Origin of the sequence: Roseisolibacter sp. H3M3-2 (genome assembly GCF_029211165.1) — a bacterium.
Classification (GTDB): Bacteria; Gemmatimonadota; Gemmatimonadetes; order Gemmatimonadales; family Gemmatimonadaceae; genus Roseisolibacter.
In genome coordinates this window covers 1-13468 of sequence record NZ_JARGEK010000106.1, presented here as the reverse complement: position 1 = coordinate 13468, position 13468 = coordinate 1, and the positions used below count along the sequence as shown (strand labels likewise).

The 13468-nt window shown below is 75.5% G+C and carries 13 protein-coding genes; 9 read left to right on the top strand and 4 right to left on the bottom strand.

Annotation, left to right across the window (positions count from 1 at the left end; genetic code table 11):
- From PYV61_RS10955 to PYV61_RS10940, 4 genes are all read left to right on the top strand, one after another.
- On the top strand, positions 1–480 hold a 480-nt coding region (locus PYV61_RS10955; protein ID WP_275831319.1), incomplete at its 5' end, for a thioredoxin family protein.
- Between the two features lie 56 nt (positions 481–536).
- Positions 537–1280: a redoxin domain-containing protein gene (locus PYV61_RS10950; protein WP_275831317.1), complete on the top strand. Its 744-nt coding sequence runs from the start codon at positions 537–539 to the stop codon at positions 1278–1280.
- A gap of 31 nt (positions 1281–1311) precedes the next feature.
- The gene (locus PYV61_RS10945) at positions 1312–2601 is read left to right on the top strand and encodes an aldo/keto reductase (protein WP_275831314.1); all 1290 of its coding nucleotides are present in this window, start codon (positions 1312–1314) and stop codon (positions 2599–2601) included.
- A gap of 21 nt (positions 2602–2622) precedes the next feature.
- Positions 2623–3969, top strand: coding sequence for a serine hydrolase domain-containing protein (locus tag PYV61_RS10940; RefSeq protein ID WP_275831312.1), 1347 nt, complete (start codon positions 2623–2625; stop codon positions 3967–3969).
- A 29-nt stretch (positions 3970–3998) separates the two neighbouring features.
- Here the strand turns inward: PYV61_RS10940 and PYV61_RS10935 are convergent, their stop codons facing one another.
- Together PYV61_RS10935 and PYV61_RS10930 are read right to left on the bottom strand one after the other, a co-directional pair.
- The gene (locus PYV61_RS10935) at positions 3999–4775 is read right to left on the bottom strand and encodes a LytTR family DNA-binding domain-containing protein (protein ID WP_275831310.1); all 777 of its coding nucleotides are present in this window, start codon (positions 4773–4775) and stop codon (positions 3999–4001) included.
- The gene (locus PYV61_RS10930; RefSeq protein WP_275831308.1) at positions 4768–5889 is read right to left on the bottom strand and encodes a histidine kinase; all 1122 of its coding nucleotides are present in this window, start codon (positions 5887–5889) and stop codon (positions 4768–4770) included. Before PYV61_RS10930 ends, PYV61_RS10935 begins: the two co-directional genes overlap by 8 nt.
- A 241-nt stretch (positions 5890–6130) precedes the next feature.
- On the opposite strand from PYV61_RS10930, the gene PYV61_RS10925 reads away from it, so the two are divergent.
- From PYV61_RS10925 to PYV61_RS10910, 4 genes are read left to right on the top strand one after another with little or no spacing between them, the layout of a single operon-like run.
- Positions 6131–7372, top strand: coding sequence for a carboxypeptidase regulatory-like domain-containing protein (locus tag PYV61_RS10925; protein WP_275831305.1), 1242 nt, complete (start codon positions 6131–6133; stop codon positions 7370–7372).
- A 23-nt stretch (positions 7373–7395) separates the two neighbouring features.
- Positions 7396–8589 carry a carboxypeptidase-like regulatory domain-containing protein gene (locus PYV61_RS10920; protein WP_275831302.1) on the top strand — a complete coding sequence of 398 codons (1194 nt, stop codon included), beginning with the start codon at positions 7396–7398 and terminating at the stop codon, positions 8587–8589.
- A 37-nt stretch (positions 8590–8626) separates the two neighbouring features.
- Positions 8627–9925 (top strand): carboxypeptidase regulatory-like domain-containing protein, encoded by a 1299-nt coding sequence (locus PYV61_RS10915; protein WP_275831300.1) that lies wholly within the window; start codon positions 8627–8629, stop codon positions 9923–9925.
- A 44-nt stretch (positions 9926–9969) separates the two neighbouring features.
- On the top strand, positions 9970–10947 hold the full coding sequence (locus tag PYV61_RS10910) for an aldo/keto reductase (protein ID WP_275831298.1): 978 nt from the start codon (positions 9970–9972) through the stop codon (positions 10945–10947).
- Here PYV61_RS10910 and PYV61_RS10905 read toward each other — a convergent pair.
- Positions 10944–11372: an SRPBCC family protein gene (locus PYV61_RS10905; protein ID WP_275831296.1), complete on the bottom strand. Its 429-nt coding sequence runs from the start codon at positions 11370–11372 to the stop codon at positions 10944–10946. The two genes, PYV61_RS10910 and PYV61_RS10905, sit on opposite strands and share 4 nt — an antisense overlap.
- Positions 11373–11483: 111 nt before the next feature.
- The gene (locus tag PYV61_RS10900; RefSeq protein WP_275831293.1) at positions 11484–12713 is read right to left on the bottom strand and encodes a serine hydrolase domain-containing protein; all 1230 of its coding nucleotides are present in this window, start codon (positions 12711–12713) and stop codon (positions 11484–11486) included.
- A gap of 52 nt (positions 12714–12765) precedes the next feature.
- On the opposite strand from PYV61_RS10900, the gene PYV61_RS10895 reads away from it, so the two are divergent.
- Positions 12766–13359 carry a TetR/AcrR family transcriptional regulator gene (locus PYV61_RS10895; protein WP_275831291.1) on the top strand — a complete coding sequence of 198 codons (594 nt, stop codon included), beginning with the start codon at positions 12766–12768 and terminating at the stop codon, positions 13357–13359.
- Positions 13360–13468 lie beyond the last annotated feature (109 nt).

Sequence of the window (13468 nt, the reverse complement as noted above, 5' to 3'; positions counted from 1 at the left end):
GAGTTGAGACCACGATTTGTCTTCCTAAGACCGCTTGGCCTCCGACTTGGCGCCGCGGCGACGACCGGGACGACCGACGCCGCGGCGGCGGGCGCGCTGCCGTGGCGGCCGTACGACGCCGCCGTGCTCGCGGCGCTGCGCGACAGCGGCCGCGTGGTGCTGCTCGACTTCACCGCCGACTGGTGCCTCACCTGCAAGGTCAACGAGCGCGTCGCCCTCGCCTCGGAGGCGGTGCGCGCGTCGATCCGCGCGCACGACGTCGTGCTCCTGCGCGCCGACTGGACCACGCGCGACCCGGCCGTGACGCGCGCGCTCGCCGCGTTCGGCCGCAACAGCGTCCCGTTCGTGGTGCTCTACGGCCGCGACCGCGCCGCGGCGCCGGCGCTCCTCCCGACGCTGCTCACGCCGGGGATCGTCACCCGCGCGCTCGACGCCGCCGCCGTCCGGCCGGCGACGCTCTCCGCGGCCCCGGCGCGCTGACCGCGCCGCCGCGTCGCTCCCGCTCGTCCTCCGTCTCCCGCATCGAGGTCCGCATCATGTCTTCGCCGAAGCGCCCCCTGGGCAAGCGCCTCCTCGTCGGCCTCGGGGCCGCCGCCGGCGTCGTCGCCGCCGGGCTGGTGGTCGCCAACCTGACCGTCGGGCTGGCGCCCGGCGACCTGGCCGCGATGGCGCTCAACGCCGCGGGCGGCGGGGGGGCGCCGAGCGCGCCGCCGCCCGACCCGAGCGCGGCGCCGAAGGTCGGCGTCGCGGCGCCCGCGTTCACCGCGGTCGACACGCGCGGCGCCACCCACTCCCTCGACGACTACCGCGGCCGGTGGGTCGTGCTCGAGTGGTTCAACCACGAGTGCCCGTACTCCAAGAAGCACTACAAGCCCATCGACGGCGGCGCCGGCAACACGCAGGCGATGCAGCGCGACTACGCGAACCGCGTCGTCTGGCTGTCGGTGGTCTCGTCCGGGCCCGGGAGGCAGGGCTTCACCACGGCGGCCGAGGCGGACGCGCTGACGCGCGAGAAGGGGGCGGCGCCGGCCGCCGTCATCCGCGACACCGCCGGCACGCTCGGGCGGCTCTACGGCGCGCGGAACACGCCGCAGTACGCGATCATCGACCCCGAGGGGGTGCTGCGGTACTCGGGCGCGATCGACGACCGGCCGACCGCGAAGTTCAAGGACATCGCCGAGGCGACGAACTACGTCCGGTCCGCCCTGGACGCCGGTTTGACGGGCGCGCCCATCGCGGTCGCGCAGACGCAGCCGTATGGTTGCGACGTGAAGTACTGACCGGCCCGCGCACACCCACCCGGAACCCCGCATGGTCACCCGTCGCGACTTCCTCGGCATCACCCTCGGCGCGGGCGCGACGCTGGCGCTCACCCCCGAGCTGCTCCGCGCCCTCGGGCAGCCCGCGGGGAAGCTCCTCACGCGGGCCGTCCCCTCGACCGGCGAGATGCTGCCGGCCGTCGGGCTGTCGTTCTCCAACCACGTGTCGTGCGCGGACCCCGCGGCGCTGCGCGAGGTGTTCAGGGCGTTCGTCGACGGCGGGGGGCGGGTCCTCGACGCGCTGCACGGCAACGACCGGTCGGAGCAGTTCCACGCCACGCTCGCCAACGAGCTCGGGGTCCAGGAGAAGGTGTTCTGGACCGCGCGCGGGTTCGTCCCCGGCGGCCCGGCGGGGCCGCCCGCGCCGGGCGCCGCCACGGTGAACTCGCACATCGACACGCTGCTGGCGCGCACGAAGGCGCCGAAGCTGGACCTCGTCATGCTGCCGGCGACGGGCGACCCGACGTGGCTCGCCGCGCTCAAGGAGGAGAAGAAGGCGGGGCGCGTGCGCTACATCGGCGCGCAGACGATCGCGGTGAACTTCCAGGCCGCGCAGCTCGAGGCGCTCATGCGCAACGAGCCGCTCGACTTCATCGGCGTCGACTACGACGTGAGCAACCGCAAGGTCGAGGAGACGATCCTGCCGCTCGCGGCCGAGCGGAAGATCGGGGTGCTGGCGTTCTTCCCGTTCAACAACAACGGGGGGGCGAGCTGCGGCGGGATGGGGCGCAACCTCTTCGTGCGCGTCGGCGACCGGCCGGTCCCGGAGTGGGCCGCGGAGTTCGACGCGACGACGTGGGCGCAGTTCTTCCTCAAGTACGTGCTCGGCCACCCGGCCGTCACCGTCGCGCGCGTGGGCACCACGAAGGCGACGCACATGGCGGACAACCTGCGCGGCGGCGTCGGGCGGCTGCCGGACGAGGCGACGCGCCGGCGCATGGCGGCGTTCGTCGACGCGCTCCCCGCGCTGCCGCCGCTCCCGCAGAACCCAGCGGCGGCCCCCGGCATCGCGGTGTCGGCGGCGGTCCTCGACCGCTACGTCGGCGAGTACGCGCTGCCCTCGGGCAACGTCGTGAGCTTCCGCCGCGACGGCGCGCGGCTGCTCGTGAAGGCGGGGAGCAATCCCGAGCTCCCGCTGAACGCCCGCACGGAGACGCGCTTCCAGGACCCGCGCGGGCCGATCTTCGAGTTCCGGCTCGACGCCCAGGGCAGGGTCACGGGGGCGACGCTCGAGCAGCAGGGGCCGCAGGGCCCGCAGCGCGTCCAGCTCGAACGGAAGTAGCGACCCGACGCGGAGGCGGCGATGCGCGACCGTGCACGGTTCCACCCGGACGGCCCCGTGACGCGCACGTGCGCCGCCGTCGGCCTCGCGGCGCTGCTCTCCTGCGGCGGGGAGGAGCCGCCGCCCGTCGCGCCCCCGGGCGCGCCCCCGGTCGCGCCGCCCGCGCAGCAGGCGACGCCGATCACCGGCGCCGCCGTGCCGGGGATGGGGGCGTACGACGCGGTGATCCCGGAGCTGATGCGCAAGCACGGCATCCCGGGCGGCGCGGTCGCCGTGGTGCGCGACGGCCGGCTGCTCTACGCGCGCGGCTTCGGCTACGCGGACGTGGAGGGCAGGACGCCCGTGCAGCCCGACGCGCTGTTCCGCATCGCCAGCGTGTCCAAGCCGATCACCGCCGCCGCCGTCATGACGCTCGTCGAGGCGGGGCGGCTCGCGCTCGACGACCGCGTGGCGCCGTTCGTCGCGCACCTCGCTCCCGCGCCGGGGGCGGCCGTCGACCCGCGCTGGGAGCAGGTGACGGTCCGGCACCTGCTCACGCACACCGGCGGCTGGGACCGCGACCGGCCGAACGGCGGCTTCGACCCGATGTTCCGGCCGGCGATCGCCGCGGCCGCGGTGAACGCGCCCGCGCCGGCGTCCGCCGAGACGGTGATCCGCTACATGAAGGGGATGCCGCTGGACTTCGCGCCCGGCGAGCGGTACGCCTACTCGAACTTCGGCTACGCCATCCTCGGCCGCGTGATCGAGCGCGCGAGCGGCATGCCGTACGAGGAGTACGTGCGCGCCCGCGTGCTGCAGCCCGTGGGCGCCGTGCGCACGCGGCAGGGCCGGACGCGCATCGGCGACGCGCTCGCCGACGAGGTGCGGTACTACTTCCCCGGCATGGCGCTGAACGCGCCGCTGGTGCCGTCGGTCTTCGCGGCCGACGGCGCGGCGCCCGTGAACTACGGCGGCTTCCACGTCGAGGCGATGGACGCGCACGGCGGCTGGGTCTCGTCGGCCGTCGACCTCCTGCGCTTCGTGGCCGGCGTCGACGGCCGCGCCGGCCGCCCCGACATCCTCGGCGCCGCGACGGTCGCGGCGATGACCGGCACGGGCCCCGCGGTGTGCGCCGGCGGCGCGTGCTACTACGCGGCCGGATGGCTGGTGCGCCCGACCCAGGGCGACGCGAGCTGGTGGCACGGCGGGTCGCTCCCCGGCACCACGGCCCTCCTCGTGCGCTCGTACCACGGCTTTGCGTGGGTGGCGCTGTTCAACGCGCGCTCCGCGGGCGGCGCCTTCGACGGCGAGCTGGACGCCGCGCTGTGGAGCGCGCTCGCGCAGACGACGTCGTTCCCGACGCACGACCTGTTCTCGACCTTCCGCTGAGCCGCGCCGCCGCCGCGGCGCGGCGCGCGCTACTCGAGGTCGAACAGGAGGCGGTCCACCACGCCCTGGTAGCCGCGCGTGACCTTGACGCGCGCGCCGTCCTCGAGCCTCACGTGGCAGTCGCGGGGCGTCGGCTGCACGACCTCGCGGATGCGCTCGATGTTCACGATCGCCGACCGCGACAGCTGCACGAAGACCGCCGGGTCCAGCACCTTCGCCATCAGCGAGATCGGCCGGCGCACCAGGTGCGAGCGGCCGCCGGTCCAGAGGCGCACGTACTTGCGCTCGGCCTCGAAGCGGTCGATGGCCTCGACGCGGATGATCTCGGAGCGCTCGCCGTGCGGCACCGCGAGCCGGCGCAGGTACGTCCGCTCCCGGCCGTCGGCCGCGGGCGGGAGCGCGGCGCGCGCGCGGTCGCGGGCGGCGCCGCTCTCGCGCTCGATCGCCGCGACGACGCGGTCGACCGCCGCGTGCACGCGGCCCCCCTCGAACGGCTTGAGCAGGTAGTCCACCGCGTTCACGTCGAACGCGCGCACCGCGTACTCGTCGTACGCGGTGACGAAGACGACCAGCGGCGCCTCGTCCGCGGGGAGCGACGCGAGCACCTCGAAGCCGTTGAGCTCCGGCATCGACACGTCGAGGAACACCACGTCCGGGCTCGCGAGGCGGATCGCGTCCACCGCCTCGCGGCCGCTCCCCGCCTCCGCGGCGACCACGATGTCGTCGCGCTCGTCCAGGAAGCGCCGCAGCAGGCGGCGCGCCGGCGGCTCGTCGTCGGCGATGACGCAGCGGATCGGGTCAGGCATCCGGGGCGTCCTCGTCGTGGGCGGGGAGCCGCACGGTCACGCGCGCGCCGCCGTCCGGGCGGTTGCTCAGCGTCATCGCCCCGCGCCCGGCGGGCAGCGCGTGCACCCGCGCGCGCAGCGCGCCGAGGCCGACGCCGAGCGGCCGCGTGCCGTCGAGGATCCCCGCCGGGAACCCGGGCCCGTCGTCGCTGACGTCGATCTCCACCCCGCCCGCCGACTCGCGGACGGCCACGCGCACCCGCGTCGGCTCGGCGCGGTCGGCCATGCCGTGGACCACGGCGTTCTCGACGAGCGGCTGCAGCACGAACGGGAGGACGCGCACGTGCGGGCGCGCGGCGACGTCCAGGTCGTAGCCGAGCCGCTCCTCGAAGCGCATCTGCTGGAGGTCGAGGTAGTCGCGCGTGAACTGCACCTCCTGCTCGAGGCGCACGCGCTCGCCCCCCGCCTGGAGGCTCGTGCGCAGCAGCTGGCTCAGCGCGACCATCATCCGCCGCGCCCGCGGCACGTCGGTGTCCATGACCGACGAGATGCCGTGCAGCGCGTTGAAGAGGAAGTGCGGCTGCACCTTGGAGCGCAGCGCGGCCAGCTCCGCGCGCGTCAGCTCCGCCGACAGCCGCGCGGCGGTGCGCTCGCGGCGGACCGACAGCCGCCAGTTGTCCCACGCCAGCGTCCCGGCGACGAGCGCGCCGTACACCAGCACGTTCGTCGGCAGCGTGCCGAACGTGTGCTGCCCCACCTCCCCCCAGTACGGCAGGTGCGGGTTCGCGATCCCGACGACGACGCGCAGGCCGACGATGAGCAGGCTGTTCGAGACCAGGAACGCGGCGGCCACCGCGACGTGCGCCAGGACGGCGACGGCGACCCGCCTCCCCACCAGCCGGCGCGTCGCCGCCTGCACGGGGACGCTCAGGATCACCCACGAGAGCGCGGGGATCGCGCCGACCCAGTAGAGGCGCAGCAGCGGCGGCAGCGGCGGCCGTCCGCGCCCCGGCGCGCTCACCATCACCGCCGAGAACAGGTTGATCACGAAGTTGAGCGTCGCGATGACCGGGACGAGCGCGACGCGCAGCAGCACCGCGCGCAGGGCGGGGGGACCGAGTGCTGTTCCGCGCATCGCGTCACGGGTGGGAGGGGAGGCCGGCCGGGCATAGATGCCGCGCGACGATGGGGGCCGCAATCCCGACGTGCGGCGCGGCCGCGGCGTCGCGCGGCGCGCGAACGACTCGTACCGGCCCACGGCACGTTGATGTCGTGAAACGGCCAATCCGGTCCCCGTTCCTTGCTGATGTATCCATTCGACGTCATGGTGCGTGGGCGGGCGCCGGAGCGGCCGACTCTCCCCATCGACGCACAGCATGCTGACGAAGCACACGATCCGTACGTTCGCGGCGCTGGCCGCGTCCCTCGTCCTCGTCGCGTGCGGCGGCGGCGGCGGCGACCCGACGGGGAGCGCGACCGCGACGGTGGCCGGCGTGGTGAAGGACGCCGCCGGCGCCGTCATCGCCGGCGCCTCCGTGTCGGTCGGCGCCCTCACCGCCACCACCGGCGCCGACGGCCGCTTCGCGCTCCCCGGCGTCCCCGTCGGCAGCGCCCTCGTCGTCGCCAGCGCGCCCGACTTCGACCCGCGCTCCCAGACCGTCACCCTGGTCGCCGGGAGCAACACGCTCGACGTCGTCCTCGCCCCCGCCGACAAGGGCGAGTGGGGGACGAAGGCCAACCTGCTGGCCAACAACTCCGAGTACGCGCTCGCCGAGGCGGGGGGGAAGCTCTACGTGCTCGGCGGCTACCCGCCGCAGATGGGCCCCAACCGGACGTCGCGCACGGTGCAGGTCTACGACGTGGCGGCCGACCGCTGGGAGCTGGGCCCGCCGCTGCCGGAGCCCAACAACCACGGCATGGCCGCGGCGGTCGGCGGCCGGGTCTACCTGCTCGGCGGCCAGGTCACCGACGACCAGAACGGGCTGACCGCGGTCAACACCGTCTGGGAGCTGGACCCGGCGCGGGGCACGTGGGTCGAGAAGGCGCCGATGCCCACCGCGCGGAGCGGCGGCGTGGCCGTGGCGCTGGGGGGGAAGATCTACGTGGCGGGGGGGCGGGTGCCGCGGGGGAACGACTTCGCCGCCTACGACCCGGCGGCCGACGCGTGGGAGGTGCTGCCGGACCTGCCGAGCCAGCGCAACCACGTGGCCGGCGCGGCGATCGGGGGGCGGGTGCACGTGGTGGGCGGGCGGCTGGGCAACGGGCTCTCGCCGGTGAAGTCGGACGCGCACGAGGTCTACGACCCGGCCGCGCGGCGGTGGACGGCGGCGGCGCCGATGCTGCGGGGGCGGAGCGGGATGAACGGGGCGGTGGCGCGGGGGTGCTTCCACGTGTGGGGCGGGGAGGCGCCGACGGGGATGACGCCGGACCACGACTACTACGACCCGCGCGCCGACCGGTGGGCGAGCCTGCGGGCGATGCCGATCCCGATCCACGGCGTGGTGGGCGCGGCGTACGTGGGGGGGCTGGTGTGGGTGACCGGCGGCGGCACGAACGTCGGCGGCGCCTCCGGCAGCCTCCACAACCAGACCTACAAGCCCGCGGTCAGCTGCGAATGACGTCGTCATCTCTCGCCTCCGCGATGCCCAGGCTCCTCGTCACCCTCCTCGCGTCGCTCGTCGTCGCCGCGTGCGGGGGAAGCAACGGCCCCGGCGACCCGGGCACGCCGCCGGCCGCGACGGCCACCGTCTCCGGCGTGGTCAAGGACGCGAGCGGGGGCGCGATCGAGGGCGCGACCGTGAAGGTCGGCACGCTGAGCGTCACGACCGGCGCCGGCGGACGCTTCGAGCTCCCGAACGTGCCGGTCGGCGGCGCGACGATCGTCGCCAGCGCGCCGCGCTTCGACCCGCGCTCGGACACCGTCACGCTGGCTGCGGGCGCCAACGTGCACGACCTCGTGCTGACGCCGCAGGCGCTGTTCTCCTACCAGACGGCCGTCGCGTACCTGCCCCCCGGCGTCGCGCGGTACCGCGCGGCGATCGTCTTCCTCCCCGGCCTGCGCGACGGGCCGACCGGCAACCCGCTCGACTCGCGCCGCGTCGTCACCGGCGCCCCGGGCACCCTGCCGTGCCCCATCTGGTGCACGACCGCCGAGCTGGCGGAGGTGAAGCAGCGCGCGCTGCAGCTCGCGGGCGGCGAGGTGGCGCTCGTCGGCACGACGACGCTGCTCGACCAGCCGGCGGACTACGAGCGGCTGCTGCAGGCGCTCGCGCAGTTCGGCACGCAGAGCGCGCACCCGGAGCTGGCGGACGTGCCCATCCTGTTCGTCGGGCACTCGCAGGGCGGGTGCACCGCGTACGGCTTCACGCGCGCGCACGCCGCGCGCGTCGCCGGCTTCGTCACGATGAAGGGCGGCTGCCACGCCCTCGGCCCCGCGCAGGGCGCGGCCGCCGTCCCGGCCTTCTTCCTCGTCGGCCGGCTGGACGACGCGCACCGGGTCGCGAACATCACCCCCGTGTTCGAGGCCGGGCGGGCCGCCGGGGCGCCGTGGTCGCTCTCGACCGACGCGTTCGGCCACGGGCCGATCCTCGACCTCGACCTGATGTTCGACTGGATCGCCGCGGTCCTCGCCGCGCGCCTGCCGGCGACCCCGGGGGCGCCGCTCCGCGCGATGACCGAGACCGCCGGCTGGCTCGGCGACCGGTCGAGCGGCGCGATCGCCACGCACGCGTGCTACGGCGCCGCGCGCGCGAGCGCGAGCTGGCTGCCGTCGCGGGAGGCGGCGATCGGCTGGCAGCGGATGGCGGGAGGGACCGCCGTCGTGAGCGCCTGCTGAGGCGACGCGCCCCGCGATCATTCCCACCCGAGACGCCATGTCCCTCACGATCACGCGGGTGCGGCGCGCCGGCGCGGCCGCATCGACCGTCCTGTCGGCCGTCCTGCTGTTCGCGTGCGGAGGCGGCGACCCGATCGGCACCGCCGGCACCGCCAACGGAAGCATCCGCGGCACCGTCACCGACGCCGCCGGCGCCACCGTGGCGAACGCCGCGGTCGCGCTCACCGGGAACGCGCAGGGCGCGCGCACCACGAGCAGCGGCGCCGACGGCGTCTACGCCTTCGCGAACGTGCCCCCGGGCGCGTACACGCTGACGGTCACGCCGCCGGCCGGCTTCACCGCGGGCCCGGCGGGCGCGGCGGCGGTCACCGTCGCGAGCGGCGCGCAGGCCACCCCGTCCGCGTTCGTCCTCGGCCGCGCGACGGCGTCGGGGGCCGACAGCTGCAAGGTCGCGCGCCCCGACTTCGGCGGTCCGGCGACCGCGGCGGACCGCGCCCTGTTCGCGTACGACGCCGACGCGCCGCTGAACCTCAAGCGGACGGTCGAGGCGACGGTCAACGGCCTGCAGCGCAGCGTCATCTCCTACGACAGTCCGGCGGGCGGGACGGTGACCGGGCTGATGGTCGAGCAGGTCGGGCGCACGGGGCGGCGTCCCGGCCTCGTGGTCATGCACGCCTCCACGAGCCCCTCGGGCCCGGCCCAGGGCGCGCGGGCCGCGATCTTCATGATGCAGGAGGCGGCGCAGCGCGGCGCCATCGTGATCGGGATCGACCACCCGTACGCCCGCCGCAACGGGACGTCGTCCCCGCAGTTCCCGCTGGACATGCGCGACCGGCCCGAGCACATCCAGCTCATGCAGGACCTGCAGCGCGCCGTCGACGTGCTGGTCGCGCAGGAGAGCGTCGACCCGGCGCGCATCGGCTTCCTCGGCTACAGCTACGGCGCGATGATGGGCGCGGGCTTCGTCGGGGTCGAGCGGCGCCTCAAGGCCGCGGTGCTCGCCGCGGGGATGGGCGGGCACGTCACGGCGGTGACCAACGCGGTCCTCCTGCCGCAGCTCAACACGTTCTCCACCTGCGCCGCGCGCGCCGCCTGGTTCCGCGAGAACGTCCCGATCGAGCCGATCCGGTTCATCCCGAACGCGGCGCCGACGGCGCTGCTCTTCCAGATCGGGAAGTTCGACGCCAACGTGCTGCTCGCGGACGCGCAGGCGCTGTACGACGCCGCGTCGAGCCCGAAGGAGGCGCTCTACTACGACACGGGCCACGGGCTGAACCCGCAGGCGATCGTCGACCGGTACGCCTGGCTGGCCACGCACCTCGGCACGGAGCCCTGACGCCCGCCGCACGCACGACCCCACGCCGCACCCCGGAGACCCGGATGATCGCACGCCGCGAGTGGCTACGCCTCTCCCTCGGCGCGGGAACCGCGCTCGCCCTCGACCCGGGCCTCCTGCGCGCGCTGCAGCCGCCCCAGCCGGCGAAGCCGGGACAGCTCCTCACGCGCGCGATCCCCTCCACCGGCGAGCGCATCCCGCTGGTCGGCCTCGGGAGCTCCGCCACCTTCTCGCAGGTCGCGCGCGGCGCCGACGTCGGCGCGATCCGGGACGTGCTGCGCACGCTGGTCGAGCAGGGCGGGCGGGTGTTCGACACCGCGCCGAGCTACGGCGCGTCCGAGGAGGTCGCGGGGCGCGTCGCGCGCGAGCTCGGGCTCACCGACCGCATCTTCTGGGCGACCAAGGTGAACGTCGCCCGCGGCGGCGGCGCGGCCGACCCGGCGGCCGCGCGCGCGCAGATCGAGACCTCGTTCCAGCGCCTCGGCAAGCGCCCGCTCGACCTGGTCCAGGTGCACAGCCTCGGCGACGTGCCGACGCAGTTCGGCCTGCTCAAGACGCTGAAGCGCGAGGGGCGCGTGCGCTACGTCGGCCTCACGAGCACCGACGAGCGGCAGTACGCCGAGCTCGCGACGCTGATGCGCAACGAGCCGATCGACTTCGTCGGCGTCGACTACGCGATCGACAACCGCGAGGTCGAGCAGACGATCCTCCCGCTGGCGCAGGAGCGGAAGGTCGGCGTGCTGGTGTACGCGCCGTTCGGGCGCACGCGGCTCTGGGCCCGCGCCGCGGGGCGCGAGGTGCCGGCGTGGGCCGCCGACTTCGACGCGCGCACCTGGGCGCAGTTCTTCCTCAAGTTCGTGGCGAGCCACCCGGCCGTCACCGCGATCACGCCGGCGACGAGCCGCGCGGCGAACATGGCCGACAACATCGCCGGCGGCGTCGGCCGGCTCCCCGACGCGGCGACGCGCGCGCGGATGGTGGCGCTGGTCGACGCGTGGCCGAAGGCCGGCGCCGGGAGCTAGCGCGCCCCGGCCTCGACGTAGCGCTTGAAGTTGTCCAGGATCGCCTGCCACCCCTGCCGCTGCATCTCGACCGGGTGCGTGTCCTCGGCGTCGAAGGTCACGCGCACGGCGGTGCCGCCGGCCACGGGGCGGAACGTGATCTCGGCGGTGCGGTCGCCGAACGTGTAGGCGAGCCGCTCGTGCGCGACGACGTCGGTGTACGTGCCGGCGAAGTCGAAGCCCATGCTGCCGTCCTTCGCCTCCATGCGCGACGAGAACGCGCCGCCGGGGCGCAGGTCGACGGTGGCGGCGGTGGTGTGCCAGTCGTCGGAGGCGGCGTTCCACTGCGTGATCGCCTCGGGGGTCGTGTAGGCGCGCCAGACGCGGTCCGCGGGGGCGGCGACGGTGGTCTCGACGGTGATCGGGGTGCTCGGCGTGTTCTGCATGCGGGGACTCGTGGAGAGGGGTCGGAGGTTCGGGCTGCGCCAGCAGCGCGTTCTCCCCATGGACCGGCCGACGCGCCGCGAATCATCGGTCGGGCGCGGGGTGCGGAGAGACTAGCCGGCCGCGGCGGCTTCGGAAGCGTGGAACGCCGCGACGGCGGCGTACACGCCGAGCCCGAAGCCCTGGGCCGCCCGCTCGAGGTCGAGCGCGTTGTGCGCCAGGAGCACGAGCGCCGAGCCGTCGGTCGGGTCGGCCTGCCACCACCCGCCGTACGCGCCCGGCCACCCCACCGTCCCCGCGCTGCCGCGGCAGAGGAGGACGTTCGCGTCGCCGGGGTCGAGCACCACCGCGACGCCCAGGCCGAAGCCCTGCCCCACGAACGTGCGGCGGCCGAGCGTCCGGGCGCCGGCGATCTGCGCCGGCGTCAGCGCGTTGGTCGTCATCAGGCGCAGCGTCTCCGCGTCGAGGAGGCGCACGCCGTCGACGGCGCCGCCTCCGACGAACAGGCGCGCGAACCTCAGGTAGTCGTCCGCCGTCGACCACAGGCCGGCGCCCCCCGACACGAAGGTGGTGCCGGGCGGACGGCGCGGCAGGAACGCGGGCTCGTGCGGCGGGTGGGCGTCGCGGCGCTCCAGCGCGCCGTGCGCGTCGAAGCCGTACATGCCCGCCGCGCGATCGCGCTGCGCGTCGGGCAGGTCGAAGCGCGTGTCGTCCATGCCGAGCGGCGCGAGGATCCGCCGGCGGAGCACGTCCCCGAGCGGCGCGTCCTCCATCCGCGCGAGCAGGAGGCCGAGGAGGTCGGTGGAGACGCCGTAGTGGAACGCGCGCCCCGGCTGGTCGAGGAGCGGCAGGGTGCCGAGCCCCGCGATCCACGCGTCGGGCGTGCGGTGGCTGTCGATGTCGGCGCCGAGCGCCGCGCGGTAGGCGTCCCGGAGCGGGCCCGCGTGGAACGCGCCGTACGTGAACCCCGCGCGGTGCGTGAGCAGGTCGCGGAAGGTGATCGGGCGCTCCGCCGGGACGGTGTCGTCGAGCGGGCCGTCCGGCGCCCGCAGCACGCGCGGGTCGCGCAGCTCGGGCGCCCACGCGGCGACCGGGTCGTCGAGGGCGAAGCGGCCCTCGCGGTGCAGCATGAGCGCGGCGACCGAGGTCACCGGCTTGGTGAGCGAGGCGATCCGGAAGAGGGCGTCGCGCCGCATCGGCGCCCGCGACTCGACGTCGCGCCAGCCGGTGGTGAGGGCGGTGCGCACCCGGCCGTCGCGCCAGGCGAGCGCCACGGCCCCCGCCAGCTGGCCCTCGGCGACGAGGGCATCCAGGGCGGGCCGCGCGGTGGAGGGGGTGGTCATCCCGCGAACGTAATGTAACGCGATTACAAAATAAAGCCGCTACATTCCCGGCATGGTCAACGGCGCCGGGGGGGGGAGGCCGAAGGGCGACAAGCGCGCGCGGACGCGCGCGCGGCTGCTGGACGCGGCGCTGTCGCTCACGCGCGAGCAGGGGTTCGAGCGGACGACGCTGCAGCAGATCGCCGAGCGCGCCGGCGTCAGCACGGGCGCGATCTACGGCAACTTCCGGAACCGCGACGACCTCTTCATGGCCCTCGCCGAGCGACAGTGGGGGCCCGTCACCCCCGCCTTCCGGCCCGGCGACAGCTTCGCGACGCTGATGGAGGCGATGGCGGCGGCGACGCTGGAGGCGCTGCGGCACCGCGAGCCCGCCGCCGTGGGGGCGCTGACGTTCCGGGCGTACGCGCTGCGCCACGACGACGTGCGGTCGCGCTTCCGCGACGTCATGGCCGCGGGGTACGACGGGGGCGCGGCGTGGCTGCGCGCCAACTTCGACGAGCGGGAGCTGCCGATGGCGCCCGACGTCCTGGTGCGCGTGATCGACGCCCTGGTCGAGGGGCTCACCTTCCAGCGGCTGCTCACGCCGGAGCTGGTGACGGACGCGGTGGTCCACGCCGCGTTCCGGGCGCTGACGCGGAGTTCGTAGCGGAACGATCCGAAAATCGCTAGGGCGCCGGCCGCGGCGCGCGCGTGCGGGCGCGGTCGGCGTGGCGGGCGAGGAGCCGCACCGCGAGCGCGCGGCCGCGCCGCAGGAC

Excerpts from the sequence above, each read along its gene's own strand:
- PYV61_RS10950 (WP_275831317.1), top strand. The coding sequence starts at position 537 with ATGTCTTCGCCGAAGCGCCCCCTGGGCAAGCGCCTCCTCGTCGGCCTC.
- PYV61_RS10945 (WP_275831314.1), top strand. The coding sequence starts at position 1,312 with ATGGTCACCCGTCGCGACTTCCTCGGCATCACCCTCGGCGCGGGCGCG.
- PYV61_RS10940 (WP_275831312.1), top strand. The coding sequence starts at position 2,623 with ATGCGCGACCGTGCACGGTTCCACCCGGACGGCCCCGTGACGCGCACG.
- PYV61_RS10935 (WP_275831310.1), bottom strand. The coding sequence starts at position 4,775 with ATGCCTGACCCGATCCGCTGCGTCATCGCCGACGACGAGCCGCCGGCG.
- PYV61_RS10930 (WP_275831308.1), bottom strand. The coding sequence starts at position 5,889 with ATGCGCGGAACAGCACTCGGTCCCCCCGCCCTGCGCGCGGTGCTGCTG.
- PYV61_RS10925 (WP_275831305.1), top strand. The coding sequence starts at position 6,131 with ATGCTGACGAAGCACACGATCCGTACGTTCGCGGCGCTGGCCGCGTCC.
- PYV61_RS10920 (WP_275831302.1), top strand. The coding sequence starts at position 7,396 with ATGCCCAGGCTCCTCGTCACCCTCCTCGCGTCGCTCGTCGTCGCCGCG.
- PYV61_RS10915 (WP_275831300.1), top strand. The coding sequence starts at position 8,627 with ATGTCCCTCACGATCACGCGGGTGCGGCGCGCCGGCGCGGCCGCATCG.
- PYV61_RS10910 (WP_275831298.1), top strand. The coding sequence starts at position 9,970 with ATGATCGCACGCCGCGAGTGGCTACGCCTCTCCCTCGGCGCGGGAACC.
- PYV61_RS10905 (WP_275831296.1), bottom strand. The coding sequence starts at position 11,372 with ATGCAGAACACGCCGAGCACCCCGATCACCGTCGAGACCACCGTCGCC.
- PYV61_RS10900 (WP_275831293.1), bottom strand. The coding sequence starts at position 12,713 with ATGACCACCCCCTCCACCGCGCGGCCCGCCCTGGATGCCCTCGTCGCC.
- PYV61_RS10895 (WP_275831291.1), top strand. The coding sequence starts at position 12,766 with ATGGTCAACGGCGCCGGGGGGGGGAGGCCGAAGGGCGACAAGCGCGCG.